Genomic DNA, 16,121 nt, shown 5'->3' on the forward strand with positions numbered 1-16,121 from the left:
CGCTCAAAGCAGAATTAAACGAGAGCGATTACAGTCCAAATACCGTAAATAACAATACTTGGTAGAGCTGCAAACAGTAGCGCTTTATTGAAAGTAAAATTAGTCCAGCACTTCAAACCGATAGCTGCGATGAAAATGCTCCAAATAGAAAAGATATTGAGACTTTCCAATAAGGTGTAAAATGGGTGACCAATTTCTAAACCAATTAAAAGTTGGTTAATCGAAGGGTAGTTCATTAGCGTTTGTGAAATTTGGTTAGTGCTTGCTGTAAGCACTAAGATTAAAAAGCCTAAGTAATAAATAACCAAAGGCATCATGGCCCACATGCCAAAGCCATACCACGCACCATAGCCATAGTTAGCTTCTGGATCTTGTTTCGATACAAATAGGTAGTAACCTGCCATTAGAGCATTAATAACAGCTAAACCAATAATGCCACCAAACATAGCAAACCAAACTTGCATATCTATGGTTTGCTCCATGCTTTGGCGAATCATTTTTTGCTCAGCAATAGTGGCATCAACACTGGCGGCTGCCACTTGTTGATCGATTAAAAATTGCGGGTCAGCTTTATTATAAAAAGCAAACATGCTGGCGGCGAGAATGCCGGCAAGTAAAATAAAGGCAACAAAAGACCAACCTTTTGCTTCTTTTAAACCATTAAAGGCTTTACTCGGGCTGATAAAAATATCAACCAATGCGGTCATTACATTTGATGATTTCATTTTTTTATTCCTTGTTTTATAACATTTGTTTTTAGGTACTAAAATATCCTGTTTAGTAACAAATTAGCAATTTGTTTTGTAACTGTATGTTAACAGCTGTGATTAGTAAATCTGTGATATGGTTAAAGGATTAATTTGAATCGAACTTATTAGGAAAAGTAGGTCGTTATGGTGAATAGCAATAGTCGTTGTATTGATGAGTTGGTATTAGGATTCTGGCGCTTGTTAGATTGGCAGGTAACGCCCCAGCAATGCTTAAGTTTTTTAGAAAATGCAATCGATATGGGAGTTTCACATACCGATCATGCTGACATCTACGGTGAATACGGTTGTGAAGCTGAATTTGGTAAAGCACTTAAACTAAAACCAAGTATTCGTGATGAAATCAAAATAATTACTAAATGTGGTATCAAGCCTGCGTTTGCAAGCCTAGGATTACAAGGCAAAGCAAACCACTATGATTCAAGTGCCGCGCATATTATTGCCTCAGCACAGCAGTCACTAAAAAACTTCAACACTGATCGTTTAGATGTATTACTTATTCATCGCCCTGATTACTTGATGAATGCCGATGAAATGGCACAAGCATTTAATACCCTAAAAGCAAATGGTGATGTGATTGATTTTGGTGTATCTAACTTTACGCCATCGCAACTGAGCTTGTTACAGTCGCGTTTAGACTTTGAGCTTGTAACTAATCAAATTGAGTTTTCACCTTACGAAATGAAAGCCCTTGATGATGGCAGCTTAGACCAATGCCAGTTGCTTGATATCAAACCTATGCTTTGGTCACCATTGGCAGGGGGGCGTTTATTCTCAAGCGATGATGAAAAAGCAGTGCGTTTACGTGCCGTGTTAGAGCAGGTTGGTGCTGAAATTGGCGCCACAGCAATTGATCAAGTTGTTTATGCTTGGTTGTTAATGCACCCGAGTGCACCGTCTGTGGTACTTGGTACGGGTAACATTGAACGTGTTAAATCAGCGGTTGAAGCTAAGCAGCTCTCTATGAGCCGTGAACAATGGTATCGCATTTGGCAAGGCTCAACTGGTCATAGTGTGCCTTAACGAATAGCCCTAAACGAGAAAAGGGCCTTACGGCCCTTCGTGTTGCAGCAAGTAACACATTCTTTATAAAGTGAAGTCAACCGCGTAAGCGACGTACACTTTTACATCTGAACCATCGATGTCATTGTCTGAAAGACCGAAAGTAAAGCCGTCTTTCGACACTGAAACGCCGTAGTCGATGATGTCATCATCACCAATGAAATCCCCTGAGTAATGACCTAAATGAAGGGCCATTTCTGCACCGGTACTGCCAACTGGGAAGCTGTAGTCAGCATTTAAATAAAGTGAATCACCAAAGTCTGTACCGTCACCGCTAGCTGCTGATGTTGCTAGTACTGCTGCACCAAAGGTGAAGCTACCCATGCTAATGCTACCGTAGATTTCTGAGAAATCTGCATCTGTGTAAGATGCTGCATCTGGGTATGCATAATAAATGTAGCCAACATCGTAGCTAAAGGTTTCATTGATTTCACCGCCAAAACCAGCATAAAGGTCTAGCTCGTACGTCATGTCGTCAGCCCAGCTAGCATTCGATACCCAAGTACCCGCATAAAAGCCAGATTCACTTGCGTAGTCGATACCACCTTGGATTGCAGCATCACCGCCAGTTTGCTCTTGACCACGCCATAAGTAATTTGACGTTGCCGCAGCGTTTGCTGTGACTTCTGCATAACTATATGTCGAGCTCAAAGTTAATAGCGCAAGAGCGCTTGCTGCGACCGTTTTTTTTAGTTTTAGCATGTTTCTGTATCCTGTTGTTATGTTGATTTTGTCCCATTTCAGATTGCAGTCTGGTTATTATTCGAGGACATTTATTATGTGTTGTCTGGATACGATGTTGCACTGGTTGTGCCAAGTTCATTTTGAATGGGCTATTTTATGCTTAAATGCTTTAAAAACAGACTTCTAAGATGGCTTAATTGAAAAAATAGTGGATATTTGAATTGTTCATGCGCACTTGTGTGGTGCAAAAAATAACCCGGTTGCACAATTGCGAAGCACCCGGGTTTCTCTTATTTGAGAGTGACTTAGCCGAAAATCGCTCGCATCAGACTAATAGTCTCTTCAACACTTCGGCCTTTTTCAACTTCACTGATGATTGAATCGCGCTTTGCTTTGATATGTTCAGGGATATCATCACTTGCTAATGCACGGTCTACCAGTATCTCAGCTGATTCTTTGCCACGGCGTACGGTCTTTTTACCTGCTGAGCTCGTGGTACTCTTAGGTTTGTTTAACAACTTAATATAGTTTGAGTTATCGGCGGTACTTTTATCTGCATAATAAAAGAAGCTAGGTAATAGAGCTTTAATTTCAACTAAAGATTGCTCAAGTTCATTTGCGGCGCTAGCCATTTTGAACCAAGGCATATTATGGATTGCTTCTACAATATCTTGCCAGTAGCGCTCAAAATCACGGTTATTTAATTTGGTAATACCTAGTGCCCCACAAAGGGCATCAAGTTTACTATTTACGATTGGTGTAAACACATCAGGTCGGCGCATCGCAAGTAAGCGAGTTGCAGGAGCAAGCGTTGGCTTTTCATCGCTACCATTAAATGCCATCAAGTATGCAACCATAAAGTGTTGATAATGCTCTTGGGTTATTTCGCCTTCAAGTGGAATGTGCGCTAAGGCTTCATCGAATGCACCAGGCAAATCACTCAACATTTGGTGAAAGCCTTTTGCGTTCTTCGTAGAAGCAAACCATTCAACATCGAAGTTATAGCTGCTTGGATCAAGCGACGCACTGTGTTTACCTGAAAACGCTAAACGGTCTTCAGGGATCATCTCTTTTAATGATTGTGATTTAATCGCTGCAATGTAATTAGCTAAACGTAGTTGCTCATCAAGTGCCACAAGCTCTTTATGCTGTTCGATGAAGCCTGCGATAACTGGCCATGGTGCAACTCTTAAGGTTTTTAATTGCAAAAAGCTGATGGCAGAAATTAATAAGTCATGAAGTTTCTTAAGTGTCGGTAATTGCTTATCTTCTAATAGATCGTAGTTAATGCGATCGCGGCTTGCACTTAATAGCTCATAGCACCAGCCTAAAAAGTCTTCAGGGTGGTTTTCTACTTTAACTGCCATTAGGTTTAAGCTGATATCAGAGGCCTGCTTGAGGATGTTTTGATAAATTTGACTTTCTTGCTCGCCAAGCGCCATTTTTGACGGTGAAATAAGCAGTTTCTTCATGCTTAATCGATACTCCAGTTTTGACCAAATTAGGTTGTTTGATTTTAGTACACAGGGTGCAAAAACAACAGGGTCGTGCATCATACCGAAGTAATGAAATGATGCAATCTTACTGATAGAGCAAGATTGCGATTGACTTGATTAATTAATCATTATCATCAAGTGTAAATAATTGCTCAACGGTAAGTTCAAAGTGGGTTGCAATTTTTAACGCGATAATAACCGAAGGTATAAAGCGGCCTGTTTCAACTGTGCTAATGGTTTTACGTGATACTGCAATGGCATCAGCGAGTTCTTGCTGCGATAAACCCTTCTCTTTACGGAATTTAGCGATATTATTTTCCACTATTATACCTAGTCTCTACTCTGCCAAAGAATTGATACGCCGTATACTAAACACATTTGAGCGAGGTAAAATGTGGCCATCATGCTATGAGATACATTTAAAGCAAGGTCATCAGACAATAAAAAAATAACCCCCATGCTAAAAAGTAATCCAAGAACCACATGTTTATAAGCGATGGTATCAATTGTCTTTAAAAATTCATCGGTATACATAAGGCGATACCCAAGTTTCCATGTAAACCCACCTCTAATCACAAACATAAAAAATGAACCTAAAAAAGCGGCAGCGCCGATAAACAGTAAAGGTGCTGATGTCTGCTTAAGCATTGGGTAAACACTAATGATTAATAACGTAATTCCCATGAATATTGAAAACCATGCGTTATGGCTCATAAACTTTTCTTCCGTTTGTATATCTTGCTTAGACATAATCTTTTCCTTTTTGATTTAAATGTAACCTCTAGGTATCAATGTAACCCTAGGGTATCATTCGGTCAAGATTTATTTGTAACCTAAAGGTATCAAAATATTTCAGCGCTGATTCATGTTCTTAAACCTAAGCTTGTTTACAAACCTTTTTGTGGGTTGGGCAATGCATTTGCGCCTAACTCCCGCTATGATATGAACATTGTTTGCCCATTTTTAAGGATGATTATGAAAACCTTACTGAAAGTTGTTGGTGTCATTTTCTTATTACTAATTGCATTAGTAGTCGCAGCACCATTCCTCATTCCTACAGACGCGATATTTAATAAAGTATCGGAGCAAGTAGAACAAACCACAGGTCGTAGTCTGACTATTAATGGCGATAAAAAGCTGTCGGTATTTCCATCATTAAAGCTAGAACTGAATGATGTAAACTTTGCCAATATGCAAACTGGTTCGCAAAAAAATATGGCAAGTATGCAGCAACTTGCTATCCGTATTCCTTGGATGTCGTTATTTGGCGGTGAGTTTAAGCTAGATAAATTTGTTATTAACGAACCAACGATTTTGTTAGAAACCGATAAAAATGGTAAAGCAAACTGGCAGCTATTTGATGCGGTTGCAGAGCAACCACAGACTGAGCAGCAAAAGAGTTCTGGTGCCGTTAACTTACCTGATAACTTTGATATTGAGCTTGGCGAAGTGGCAATTTATGGTGGTACCTTTACTTATCTAGACGGTAAAACTGGGGCAAAACAACAGATAAGTGATTTAGAGTTAGCCATTTTATTACCTTCTCTTCGTAAAACCCTTGAGTTAAAAGGCGGTATTACCTATATGGGTGAGCGTTTTGATTTGGATGTAACGCTAGATACACCCGTAAAAGCGATTGAGGGCGAAACCTTTAATGTCAGCACTGAGGTTGATTCACGCTTGATCGATTTGAATTTCAAAGGGGCAATTGCAGAAATGGGTAATGATGTGCAAGGGCTTCTATCTGTTAGTGGTGACTCAGTTAAAAACATTGCGAATTGGCAGGGTGTTGAGCTTAATGCTAAAGAGAATGCTTTCAATGCGTTTAATGTAAAAGGTTCAATGCATTTAAAAGGTGAGCAGTTTAAACTGGCTGAGCTACTTGCCACCCTAGATGAGCTACAAATTAAAGGTAAAAGCGATATTAAGCTTGGCGACCGTTTAGTTGTAAATGCCGATATTGATTTAGGCATGCTTGATCTAAACCCTTACTTACCTGAGGGGGTAGCTAAAGAAGAGCAAGCAGAACCGGCCTCAGATGCGCCAGCGCAGCCAATTGTTTGGGATGATACAACAATTGATATGAGTGGCCTAAATGCACTTGATGCAAATGTTGTTGTGCGTTCAAGTGGTTTAAAAGCAAATGATATTACACTTGGCGAAAACCAGTTAACAGTGAACCTTAAAAATGCAGTAGCTAACATCAGCTTAGATAAGTTTGTTGCATACGAAGGTAATGGCAAAGGTGTAATCACCGTTAACGCTAAGCAAACACCTTATAAAATTAGCACTAACTTTTCTTTAGATAAAATCGATGCACAGCCATTACTTACTGATGCGGCCGGTTTCGATAAGTTAATGGGTAAAGGCTCTTTAAACTGGGATCTAACGACCACAGGTCAAAGTCAAAAAAGCTTTATTAATGCCCTTAACGGCAAGGTGGGCTTTGAGTTTGCAGATGGTGCAGTGAAAGGAGCCAACATTGCAGAGATGGTTCGTAAAGCTAAAGAGCTTATAAAAGGTAACTTAAGTGCGGTATCAGAAGGCCTGGATACTGGCTTTGATAACTCACAACAGACAGACTTCTCAGCACTTAAAGGTAGTTTTGTATTCACAAATGGTATTGGTGAAAATACAGACTTATCTCTATTAAGTCCGCTTATTCGTATTACCGGCTCAGGTAAGATTGATTTACCAATGACCACTGTAGACTACCGTTTAGTGACGGGGATTGTTGATTCAATCGAAGGGCAGGGTACGACAGATGACAGCACTGGGTTTAAAATTCCTCTGCGTATAAAAGGCCCATTCCATGATGTAGGTTATAGCTTAGATGTGAGTGAGGCTGCTAAAGAAGAAGTGAAAGAAAAAGCCAAAGATAAAATAAAAGACAAATTAAAAGGTCTATTTGGAAATTAATAAAATTTAATTAAAGTCAAAAACAGGGCGCATTAGCGCCCTGTTTGTTTTATAATCAATAACAAACCAGCAAGTCGCTGTAATTCCTTAATGCAAGCAGCACGATTAATTCCAAATTAATTAAAAAATAACCTACCACTTCCTTGTCATTGCTGCTACAATTGCCCGCCCTTAAGAGACAACTTGCTTGTTTTTTGAGTGGAATTTAACCGAAATGTCTTGATTTTAAACAGAATTAAGGCGTGTTGTAATTTCTACACCGGAGGTCATTAACATGATCCAAATGCAAACTCAGCTGGACGTTGCTGATAACAGCGGCGCTCGCAAAGTGCAGTGTATTAAAGTCCTTGGCGGTTCGCACCGTCGCTATGCAGCGGTTGGCGATATCATCAAAGTTTCTGTAAAAGAAGCTATTCCTCGCGGTAAAGTGAAGAAAGGTGATGTTAAAAACGCGGTAGTTGTGCGTACTAAAAAAGGCGTTCGTCGTCCGGACGGTTCTTTGATCCGTTTCGATAGCAATGCGGCTGTTATCTTAAATGATAACTTACAGCCAATTGGTACTCGTATCTTCGGCCCTGTGACTCGTGAACTTCGTACTGAAAAGTTCATGAAAATCGTTTCACTAGCACCAGAAGTACTATAAGGAGTCTATCATGGCAGCAAAAATCCGTCGTGATGACGAAGTAATCGTACTAGCCGGTAAAGACAAAGGTAAGCGCGGTAAAGTGCTTTCAGTTGTTACTGAGTCTGGTCGAGTATTTGTCGAAGGCATCAACTTAATCAAGAAGCACCAAAAGCCGGTTCCACAGTTGAACCAAGCTGGCGGTATTGTTGAGAAAGAAGCGTCTATCGACGTATCAAACGTTGCGATCTACAACTCGGAAACGGGTAAAGCAGATCGTGTAGGTTTCAAGATTGAAGATGGTAAGAAATTACGTATCTTTAAATCTACTGGTAAAACTATCTAATAGTTGGAGTAGAATGATGGCGAAACTGCATGAAGTATATAAAGACAAAGTAGTCGCTGAACTTCAAGAGAAGTTTGGTTTCAGCTCTGTCATGCAAGTCCCTCAGATCGAAAAGATCACATTAAACATGGGTGTGGGCGAAGCTCTAGCTGACAAGAAGATCTTAGATAACGCTGTTGCGGATCTAGAAGCAATCTCTGGTCAGAAACCTCTAATCACTAAAGCACGCAAATCAGTTGCAGGCTTCAAAGTGCGTGAAGGTTACCCAATTGGTTGTAAAGTAACCCTACGTGGCGAGCGTATGTGGGACTTTTTTGAGCGTTTGGTTTCAATCGCTATCCCGCGTATCCGTGACTTCCGTGGTGTAAGTGCTAAGTCTTTTGATGGACGTGGTAACTACAGCATGGGCGTACGTGAGCAAATCATCTTCCCAGAAATTGATTATGATAAAGTAGACCGTGTTCGCGGTATGGATATCACAATCACTACTTCTGCGAAAACAGATGATGAAGGCCGTGCGTTGTTAGAAGCGTTTAACTTCCCATTCAAGAAATAAGGGTAGGGTTATGGCAAAGAATTCTATGAAAGCGCGCGAAGCAAAGCGCACTAAATTAGTTGCTCAGTATGCTGAAAAGCGTGCGGCACTAAAAGCTATCATCAGTGATGTAAATACATCTGACGATGATCGTTGGGACGCGGTATTAAAGCTACAAGCTTTACCACGTGATTCTAGCTCTTCACGTCAACGTAATCGTTGTAACGTTACGGGCCGCCCACATGGTTACCTTCGCAAATTCGGCATGAGCCGTATCAAAGTTCGCGAAGCAGCTATGCGCGGTGAAATTCCTGGCCTTAAAAAGGCTAGCTGGTAATAGTATCACGGGAGTAAGACTATGAGCTTGCAAGATCCTATTGCGGATTTGTTTACACGTATCCGTAACGGTCAGTCAGCGAAGAAAGTATCAGTAACGATGCCAACTTCAAAACTGAAAGTAGCAGTAGCTAAAGTATTAAAAGATGAAGGTTATATCGCAGATTACGCTGTAAGCGGTGAAGCGAAGCCTGAGCTTTCTATCGATTTAAAATATTTCGAAGGCAAAGCTGTTATTGAAAATATCCAGCGTGTTAGCCGCCCTGGTCTACGTATCTATAAGAAACGTGACGAATTACCAAAGGTAATGGGTGGTCTTGGTATCGCTATCGTATCAACTTCTAAAGGCCTAATGACAGACCGCGCAGCACGTAGTGCCGGCGTTGGTGGTGAGATCATTGGCTTTGTAGCTTAATCGGAGGGGAACTATGTCTCGCATAGCAAAGGCACCAATCAATGTTCCTGCCGGTGTAGAAGTTACATTAAAAGGCCAGGACATCACAGTTAAAGGCAAAAACGGTGAATTAACTCGTACTATCAACGACGCTGTTGAAGTACAAGTTAACGACAACGTTATTACAACTTTACCTCGTGAAGGCGTAGCTAATGCATGGGCACAAGCAGGTACTGCTCGCGCTCTAATCAACAACATGGTTGTTGGTACGCATGAAGGTTACGAGAAGAAACTTCAGTTAGTAGGTGTTGGTTACCGTGCAGCAGCTAAGGGCAAAGTATTAGACTTAACTCTTGGTTTCTCACACCCAGTGAATTTCGAAGTACCAGAAGGTATTACGATTGAAACACCAAGCCAAACAGAAGTTCTAGTTAAGGGCGTAGACAAGCAGTTAGTTGGTCAAACAGCTGCTAACATCCGTGCATACCGTAAACCTGAGCCTTATAAAGGTAAAGGTGTTCGTTACGCGGACGAGAATGTACGCCGTAAAGAGGCTAAGAAGAAGTAAGGTAAGACGATGGATAAAAAAACAGCTCGTCTACGTCGTGCTAAACGCACTCGTAGAAATTATATTGAACAAGGCACAACGCGTCTTGTTATCCACCGCACGCCACGTCACATTTACGCTCAAGTAGTTACTGCTGAGGGTAATGTACTGGCTGCTGCTTCTACTGTTGAAAAAGCAATTAGCGAAACAGTTAAAGGCACAGGTAACGTTGCAGCTGCTCAAGCAGTTGGTAAAGCGGTTGCTGAACGTGCAGCTGACAAAGGCATCGAAAAGATTGCTTTTGATCGCAGTGGCTTTAAATATCACGGCCGTGTGAAGGCGCTTGCTGATGCAGCGCGTGAAGCCGGTCTGCAATTCTAGGAGTAGACAATGGCTAACGTAGAAGCAAAGCAACAACAGCCTGATTTGGCTGAAAAGCTAATCGCGGTAAACCGTGTGTCTAAAGTAGTTAAAGGTGGTCGTATCTTTAGCTTTACTGCACTAACAGTAGTTGGTGACGGCGCAGGTAAAGTAGGTTTTGGTTATGGTAAAGCACGTGAAGTTCCAGCTGCTATTCAAAAAGCAATGGAAAAAGCACGTCGCAACATGATCAGTGTAGACCTTAACGGTAACACGCTACAGCACCCAATCAAGGGTCGCCACGCGGGTTCTAAAGTATACATGCAGCCTGCTTCTGAAGGTACAGGTATCATCGCCGGTGGTGCGATGCGTGCAGTACTAGAAGTAACTGGTGTACAGAACGTATTGTCAAAAGCATACGGTTCAACTAACCCGATCAACATCGTTCGTGCAACGATTGCTGCTCTAGAGAACATGAATTCTCCAGAGTCAATCGCTGCTAAACGTGGTCTTAGCGTTGACGAAATCACGGGGTAAACCATGGCTAATAAAACTGTAAAAGTAACACAAGTAAAGAGCTCTATCGGTCGTTTACCGAAGCATAAAGCTACATTACGTGGTCTTGGTCTACGTCGTATCAATCACACTGTTGAGTTAGAAGACACAGCATGTGTGCGTGGTATGATTAACCAAGTTTCTTACATGGTAAAGGTTGAGGGTTAATTCGATGCATTTGAATACACTTTCACCTGCTGCTGGTGCAAAAACTGAAAAGAAACGTCTAGGTCGTGGTATTGGTTCTGGTCTTGGTAAGACTGGTGGCCGTGGTCATAAAGGCCAAAAATCACGTTCTGGCGGTAAAGTTCGCGTTGGTTTCGAAGGCGGTCAAATGCCTATGCAACGTCGTCTACCTAAATTTGGTTTCACTTCACGTAAATCATTAGTATCTACTGAAGTTAACCTTTTTGAAATCGCTAAAGTTGAAGGCGATGTAGTAGACGTAAACGCGTTACAAGCAGCTGGTCTAGTTAAAAAGAACATCCAGTTCGTTAAAGTAGTTAAATCTGGCGAAGTTTCACGCGCAGTTACCGTTAAAGGTCTTAAAGTGACTAAAGGTGCTCGCGAAGCTATCGAAGCTGCCGGAGGCAAGGTAGAAGACTAAGGAAGTACTAATGGCTAAACCAGGTCAAGATATGAAAAGTGCACAAAGTGGGCTTTCGGAATTGAAGCGTCGATTACTATTTGTATTAGGTGCTATCATTATTTACCGTCTAGGTTCATTCGTGCCGATCCCTGGGATTGACGCCGCTGTACTTGCCGATTTCTTCGAGCAACAAAAGGGCACCATTGTTGAAATGTTTAACATGTTCAGCGGTGGTGCGCTTGAGCGCGCTTCAGTGTTAGCACTGGGTATTATGCCGTACATCTCGGCTTCGATTATTACGCAACTATTAACGCATATGTATCCGCCGTTTATAGAGCTTAAGAAAGAAGGTGAGCAAGGGCGTAAGAAAATTAGCCAGTACACACGCTACGGCACGCTTGTGCTTGCTACTATCCAATCAATCGGTATTGCTACAAGCTTACCGGGCATGATGGACGGGTTAGTTGTTAACCCTGGTATCGGTTTCTACTTCACTGCTGTAGTGAGTTTAGTAACTGGTACTATGTTCCTAATGTGGTTGGGCGAGCAAATTACAGAACGTGGTATCGGTAACGGTATTTCTGTTCTGATTTTTGTTGGTATCGTAGCTAACCTGCCGTCTGCTATTGGTTCGACAGCCGAAATGGCGCGCCAAGGTGATCTGAATGTACTTGTACTGTTATTGATTGCTGTAATCGTATTCGCTGTTACTTACCTAGTTGTATTCTTTGAGCGTGGTCAACGTCGTATCGTCGTTAACTATGCGAAGCGTCAACAAGGTCGTCAGGTATTTGCTGCTCAAAGCACGCACTTACCACTGAAAGTAAACATGGCGGGTGTTATTCCACCAATCTTTGCTAGCAGTATAATTCTGTTCCCTGGTACAATTGCAAGCTGGTTCGGCCAGGGTGAAGGTCCGGTCGCTGATGTGCTACAAGCAATCGCTACAACGTTGACTCCAGGTCAACCTTTATATGCGATGGTTTTAGCTGCGGCTATTATCTTCTTCTGCTTTTTCTACACCGCGTTGGTATTTAACCCGCGTGAAACAGCAGATAACCTGAAAAAATCTGGCGCATTTATCCCAGGTATTCGTCCAGGTGAGCAGACATCTAAATACATTGATAAAGTGATGACACGCCTGACATTGGCAGGTGCTTTGTATATAACCTTTATCTGTCTGGTGCCCGAATTCATGACTATGGCATGGCAAACGCCATTCTATTTCGGCGGTACATCAATTTTGATTATCGTTGTTGTAATCATGGACTTTATGGCACAAGTACAGACGCATCTGATGTCACATCAGTATGATTCTGTGCTGAAAAAAGCAAACCTTAAAGGCTACGGTCGATAAGGTCATTTTACGGAGTTGAGCAATGAAAGTACGTGCTTCCGTTAAGAAAATATGCCGTAACTGTAAAGTTATTAAACGTGCTGGTGTAGTACGCGTAATTTGCAGTGAGCCTAAGCACAAGCAAAGGCAAGGCTAATTAAACAGTCGTGCAGGCTGAGTTATTTACTCGGCCTGTGTTTTTAGTTGTGATTTGGTCTTCGTTTGAGTATCCTTACGGGCTTTTCAAACAGATGATTACCAAATTCAAATATAGGAGATGTGTTAGTGGCCCGTATCGCTGGCATTAACGTCCCTGATCATAAACATGCAGTTATCGGTTTAACTGCTATTTATGGCATAGGTAAGACTCGCTCTAAGGCTATCTTAGCAGCGACTGGTATCGCCGAGACCACAAAAATCGGTGAACTTTCAGACGAAACACTTGACGTATTGCGTGAAGCAGTTGGCAAGTACACTGTAGAAGGTGACCTTCGTCGTGAAGTTACATTAAATATCAAGCGCCTTATGGACCTTGGTTGTTTCCGTGGCCTACGTCACCGTCGTTCGTTACCACTACGTGGTCAACGTACTAAGACTAACGCGCGTACTCGTAAGGGTCCTCGCAAGCCTATCAAGAAATAAGGTGGGGTAGATTATGGCTAAAGCACCAATTCGTCGTAAGAAGGTTAAAAAGCAAGTTGCTGATGGTATGGCTCACGTTCATGCTTCTTTCAACAACACTATTGTAACAATTACCGACCGTCAAGGTAATGCACTATCTTGGGCAACAGCAGGTGGTTCAGGTTTCCGTGGTTCACGTAAATCTACTCCATTCGCGGCTCAGGTTGCTGCAGAGCGTGCAGGTACTGCTGCTCAAGAATACGGTTTAAAAAATCTAGAAGTTTTCATCAAAGGTCCAGGTCCAGGTCGTGAATCTGCTGTACGTGCTTTGAATGCTGCTGGTTACCGTATCACCAACATCACTGACGTGACGCCAATCCCTCATAATGGTTGTCGTCCACCGAAGAAACGTCGCGTTTAACAATAGGTTAGGAGAAATAACATGGCAAGATATTTGGGCCCTAAGCTCAAGCTGAGTCGTCGTGAAGGTACTGACCTGTTCCTTAAGAGCGGCGTAAGAGCTATCGACTCTAAGTGTAAACTTGAGACTGCACCTGGTCAGCACGGCGCTCGTAAAGGTCGCTTATCTGATTACGGTTTACAGCTACGTGAAAAGCAAAAAGTTCGTCGTATCTACGGTGTACTAGAAAAGCAATTCCGTAACTACTACAAAGAAGCTGCTCGCCTTAAAGGTAATACAGGTGAAAACTTGTTACAGCTTTTAGAGCAACGTTTAGACAATGTTGTATATCGCATGGGTTTTGCTAGCACACGCGCTGAAGCACGTCAGTTAGTAAGCCACAAAGCGATTTTAGTTAATGGTCGTGTAGTGAATATCCCTTCATACGTAATTACTCCAGAAGATACTGTTGTAATTCGTGAGAAGTCGAAAACACAAGCACGTATCATCGCTGCTCTAGAGTTGGCTGAGCAACGTGAAAAGCCGACTTGGGTTGAAGTTGACGGTAAGAAAATGGAAGGCAGCTTCAAGCGCCTACCTGAGCGTTCAGATCTGTCTGCGGACATTAACGAACAACTAATCGTCGAACTTTACTCTAAGTAAAGTTAAGAGTTAAGAGAGGATAAAATGCAGGGTTCTGTTACCGAATTCCTAAAACCAAGGTTAGTCGATATCGACGCTATCAACCCAACGCGTTCTAAAGTAGTTTTAGAGCCATTAGAGCGTGGCTTCGGTCACACTTTGGGTAATGCCTTACGCCGTATACTGTTATCATCTATGCCTGGATGTGCAGTAACTGAAGTAGAAATCGACGGTGTATTGCATGAGTACAGCGCGAAAGAGGGCGTACAAGAAGACATCATTGAAATTCTGTTAAACCTTAAAGGTCTAGCAGTAACTTTAGAAGGCAAAGATGAAGTTTTTCTGACCCTGACTAAATCTGGTGTAGGCCCTGTGACTGCGGCTGATATTCAGCACGATGGTGATGTAACTATCGCCAACCCAGATCACGTTATCTGTCACCTTACGACAGCTAACAGCGAGATCAGCATGCGTATTCGTGTTGAGCGCGGTCGCGGTTATGTGCCGGCATCTAGTCGTTTATCCTCTGATGACGATGAGCGTCCAATTGGTCGTCTGCTGCTTGATGCATCATTCAGCCCAGTTGAACGTATTGCGTACTCGGTTGAATCAGCCCGTGTTGAGCAACGTACAGACTTAGACAAGTTAATCATTGATATGGAAACAAACGGCACTTTAGATCCTGAAGAAGCGATCCGCCGTGCGTCTACTATCTTAGCTGAGCAATTAGATGCATTCGTAGATTTACGTGATGTAACTGAGCCAGAAGAGAAAGAAGAGAAGCCAGAATTCGATCCTATTCTACTTCGTCCAGTTGATGATCTTGAGCTAACAGTACGTTCAGCAAACTGTTTGAAAGCCGAGCAAATTCAATATATCGGTGATTTAGTTCAGCGCACTGAAGTTGAGCTTCTTAAAACGCCTAACTTAGGTAAGAAGTCTCTAACTGAAATTAAAGACGTGCTAGCTTCACGTGGTCTTTCTCTAGGTATGCGCCTAGAAAATTGGCCGCCTGCAAGCCTAGCTGAATAATCTAAATCACTATATTAGTTTAGTTAGAAGGATAGGGTCATGCGCCATCGTAAGAGTGGTCGTCAATTAAACCGTAACAGCAGCCATCGCAAAGCGATGTTCAGCAACATGGCTGGTTCTTTGGTGAAACATGAAATCATCAAAACAACTTTGCCTAAAGCTAAAGAGTTGCGCCGTGTAATTGAACCTTTAATCACACTGGCTAAGACTGACAGTGTAGCAAACCGCCGTTTAGCGTTTGCTCGCACGCGTGATAATGAAGTAGTTGGTAAATTATTCAGCGAAATCGGTCCACGTAATACAGACCGTCCTGGTGGTTACACTCGTATTCTTAAGTGTGGCTTCCGTGCTGGTGATAATGCACCAATGGCTTATATTGAACTAGTTGGTCGCCCAGCGACAAACGAAGAAGTTCAAGAAGACGCGCAGTCTGCAGAGTAAGTCGTAAAGACACCAAAAAGCCGAGCTTATGCTCGGCTTTTTACTTTCTGAAATTCATTTCTAATAAAATAACTCTATCAATCCACAATCATCACCATACCATCTTGAAGCAACTAGCAACTAGCAACTAGCAACTAGCAACTAGCAACTAGCAACTAGCAACTAGCAACTAGCAACTAGCAACTAGCAACGAAGATCACATGTAAAGATCATTACGTTTCTCTTTATTAAGTAAGCCCATCTTTATACAAACTACAAATAAGTTTTTACTTCTTATATTGTTTAAATAACCCAAATACTGCCAATTTAGTGTGGTTTTTGCACGTTTCGTTCGTATTTTGCGCGAACAGTCATTTTTTCAATAAAAACTGCAAAAAACAGTTGATCTGAATTCGGATCTCCCTATAATGCGCATCCACCGACACGGCGGACTGCTT

At 42.1% G+C, this 16,121-nt stretch carries 24 protein-coding genes; 19 read left to right on the forward strand and 5 right to left on the reverse strand.

The features are described 5' to 3' along the window. Window positions 1-14: 14 nt before the first annotated feature. Window positions 15-725 (reverse strand): YIP1 family protein, encoded by a 711-nt coding sequence (locus HCZ11_RS18505; RefSeq protein ID WP_167659175.1) that lies wholly within the window; start codon window positions 723-725, stop codon window positions 15-17. A 171-nt stretch (window positions 726-896) separates the two neighbouring features. On the opposite strand from HCZ11_RS18505, the gene HCZ11_RS18510 reads away from it, so the two are divergent. After that, entirely contained in the window at window positions 897-1,790 is an 894-nt protein-coding gene (locus HCZ11_RS18510; RefSeq protein ID WP_167659177.1) for an aldo/keto reductase, read from the forward strand. A gap of 63 nt (window positions 1,791-1,853) precedes the next feature. Here HCZ11_RS18510 and HCZ11_RS18515 read toward each other — a convergent pair whose 3' ends face one another. From HCZ11_RS18515 to HCZ11_RS18530, 4 genes are all read right to left on the reverse strand, one after another. Continuing rightward, window positions 1,854-2,531 carry a TorF family putative porin gene (locus HCZ11_RS18515; protein ID WP_130049946.1) on the reverse strand — a complete coding sequence of 226 codons (678 nt, stop codon included), beginning with the start codon at window positions 2,529-2,531 and terminating at the stop codon, window positions 1,854-1,856. Between the two features lie 287 nt (window positions 2,532-2,818). Further along, window positions 2,819-3,985 (reverse strand): hypothetical protein, encoded by a 1,167-nt coding sequence (locus HCZ11_RS18520; RefSeq protein ID WP_130049945.1) that lies wholly within the window; start codon window positions 3,983-3,985, stop codon window positions 2,819-2,821. Between the two features lie 145 nt (window positions 3,986-4,130). Next, window positions 4,131-4,331 carry a helix-turn-helix transcriptional regulator gene (locus HCZ11_RS18525; RefSeq protein WP_130049944.1) on the reverse strand — a complete coding sequence of 67 codons (201 nt, stop codon included), beginning with the start codon at window positions 4,329-4,331 and terminating at the stop codon, window positions 4,131-4,133. 8 nt (window positions 4,332-4,339) lie between these two features. Continuing rightward, window positions 4,340-4,759: a hypothetical protein gene (locus tag HCZ11_RS18530; protein WP_130049943.1), complete on the reverse strand. Its 420-nt coding sequence runs from the start codon at window positions 4,757-4,759 to the stop codon at window positions 4,340-4,342. Window positions 4,760-4,984: 225 nt separating this feature from the next. Between HCZ11_RS18530 and HCZ11_RS18535 the strand changes: the two genes are divergently transcribed. From HCZ11_RS18535 to rplQ, 18 genes are all read left to right on the forward strand, one after another. Beyond that, the gene (locus HCZ11_RS18535) at window positions 4,985-6,928 is read left to right on the forward strand and encodes an AsmA family protein (protein ID WP_130049942.1); all 1,944 of its coding nucleotides are present in this window, start codon (window positions 4,985-4,987) and stop codon (window positions 6,926-6,928) included. 274 nt (window positions 6,929-7,202) lie between these two features. After that, window positions 7,203-7,571, forward strand: coding sequence for a 50S ribosomal protein L14 (rplN, locus tag HCZ11_RS18540; RefSeq protein WP_010378257.1), 369 nt, complete (start codon window positions 7,203-7,205; stop codon window positions 7,569-7,571). A 10-nt stretch (window positions 7,572-7,581) separates the two neighbouring features. Next, window positions 7,582-7,896 carry a 50S ribosomal protein L24 gene (rplX, locus tag HCZ11_RS18545; protein WP_036974032.1) on the forward strand — a complete coding sequence of 105 codons (315 nt, stop codon included), beginning with the start codon at window positions 7,582-7,584 and terminating at the stop codon, window positions 7,894-7,896. Window positions 7,897-7,912: 16 nt separating this feature from the next. After that, on the forward strand, window positions 7,913-8,452 hold the full coding sequence (gene rplE, locus HCZ11_RS18550) for a 50S ribosomal protein L5 (RefSeq protein WP_054554390.1): 540 nt from the start codon (window positions 7,913-7,915) through the stop codon (window positions 8,450-8,452). Between the two features lie 10 nt (window positions 8,453-8,462). Continuing rightward, entirely contained in the window at window positions 8,463-8,768 is a 306-nt protein-coding gene (gene rpsN, locus HCZ11_RS18555) for a 30S ribosomal protein S14 (protein ID WP_130049941.1), read from the forward strand. Between the two features lie 21 nt (window positions 8,769-8,789). Next, window positions 8,790-9,182 carry a 30S ribosomal protein S8 gene (gene rpsH / locus HCZ11_RS18560; RefSeq protein ID WP_054554388.1) on the forward strand — a complete coding sequence of 131 codons (393 nt, stop codon included), beginning with the start codon at window positions 8,790-8,792 and terminating at the stop codon, window positions 9,180-9,182. 13 nt (window positions 9,183-9,195) lie between these two features. Further along, window positions 9,196-9,729 carry a 50S ribosomal protein L6 gene (gene rplF, locus HCZ11_RS18565; RefSeq protein ID WP_054554387.1) on the forward strand — a complete coding sequence of 178 codons (534 nt, stop codon included), beginning with the start codon at window positions 9,196-9,198 and terminating at the stop codon, window positions 9,727-9,729. A 9-nt stretch (window positions 9,730-9,738) separates the two neighbouring features. Continuing rightward, window positions 9,739-10,089, forward strand: a complete 351-nt coding sequence (gene rplR, locus HCZ11_RS18570) for a 50S ribosomal protein L18 (RefSeq protein ID WP_130049940.1) — start codon at window positions 9,739-9,741, stop codon at window positions 10,087-10,089. Between the two features lie 9 nt (window positions 10,090-10,098). Then, window positions 10,099-10,605, forward strand: a complete 507-nt coding sequence (gene rpsE / locus HCZ11_RS18575; RefSeq protein WP_036974018.1) for a 30S ribosomal protein S5 — start codon at window positions 10,099-10,101, stop codon at window positions 10,603-10,605. Between the two features lie 3 nt (window positions 10,606-10,608). Further along, a complete protein-coding gene (gene rpmD / locus HCZ11_RS18580) occupies window positions 10,609-10,791 on the forward strand; it encodes a 50S ribosomal protein L30 (RefSeq protein WP_016710201.1) in 183 nt (60 codons plus the stop codon). Between the two features lie 4 nt (window positions 10,792-10,795). After that, window positions 10,796-11,230, forward strand: coding sequence for a 50S ribosomal protein L15 (gene rplO / locus HCZ11_RS18585; RefSeq protein ID WP_054554386.1), 435 nt, complete (start codon window positions 10,796-10,798; stop codon window positions 11,228-11,230). Between the two features lie 10 nt (window positions 11,231-11,240). Next, complete coding sequence (secY, locus tag HCZ11_RS18590) at window positions 11,241-12,569, forward strand: preprotein translocase subunit SecY (protein WP_036974013.1); 1,329 nt, start codon at window positions 11,241-11,243, stop codon at window positions 12,567-12,569. A gap of 22 nt (window positions 12,570-12,591) precedes the next feature. Further along, window positions 12,592-12,705 (forward strand): 50S ribosomal protein L36, encoded by a 114-nt coding sequence (rpmJ, locus tag HCZ11_RS18595; RefSeq protein ID WP_002959476.1) that lies wholly within the window; start codon window positions 12,592-12,594, stop codon window positions 12,703-12,705. A gap of 128 nt (window positions 12,706-12,833) precedes the next feature. After that, a complete protein-coding gene (gene rpsM, locus HCZ11_RS18600) occupies window positions 12,834-13,190 on the forward strand; it encodes a 30S ribosomal protein S13 (protein ID WP_036974011.1) in 357 nt (118 codons plus the stop codon). A 13-nt stretch (window positions 13,191-13,203) separates the two neighbouring features. Continuing rightward, window positions 13,204-13,590 carry a 30S ribosomal protein S11 gene (rpsK, locus tag HCZ11_RS18605; RefSeq protein ID WP_036974009.1) on the forward strand — a complete coding sequence of 129 codons (387 nt, stop codon included), beginning with the start codon at window positions 13,204-13,206 and terminating at the stop codon, window positions 13,588-13,590. A 21-nt stretch (window positions 13,591-13,611) separates the two neighbouring features. Beyond that, window positions 13,612-14,232, forward strand: a complete 621-nt coding sequence (rpsD, locus tag HCZ11_RS18610; protein WP_036974007.1) for a 30S ribosomal protein S4 — start codon at window positions 13,612-13,614, stop codon at window positions 14,230-14,232. 24 nt (window positions 14,233-14,256) lie between these two features. Beyond that, window positions 14,257-15,243 carry a DNA-directed RNA polymerase subunit alpha gene (gene rpoA / locus HCZ11_RS18615; RefSeq protein ID WP_130049939.1) on the forward strand — a complete coding sequence of 329 codons (987 nt, stop codon included), beginning with the start codon at window positions 14,257-14,259 and terminating at the stop codon, window positions 15,241-15,243. A gap of 39 nt (window positions 15,244-15,282) precedes the next feature. Then, entirely contained in the window at window positions 15,283-15,684 is a 402-nt protein-coding gene (rplQ, locus tag HCZ11_RS18620; protein ID WP_004589197.1) for a 50S ribosomal protein L17, read from the forward strand. Window positions 15,685-16,121 lie beyond the last annotated feature (437 nt).

The sequence above is a fragment of the Pseudoalteromonas sp. HF66 genome (assembly GCF_011806445.1).
GTDB lineage: Bacteria > Pseudomonadota > Gammaproteobacteria > Enterobacterales > Alteromonadaceae > Pseudoalteromonas > Pseudoalteromonas apostichopi.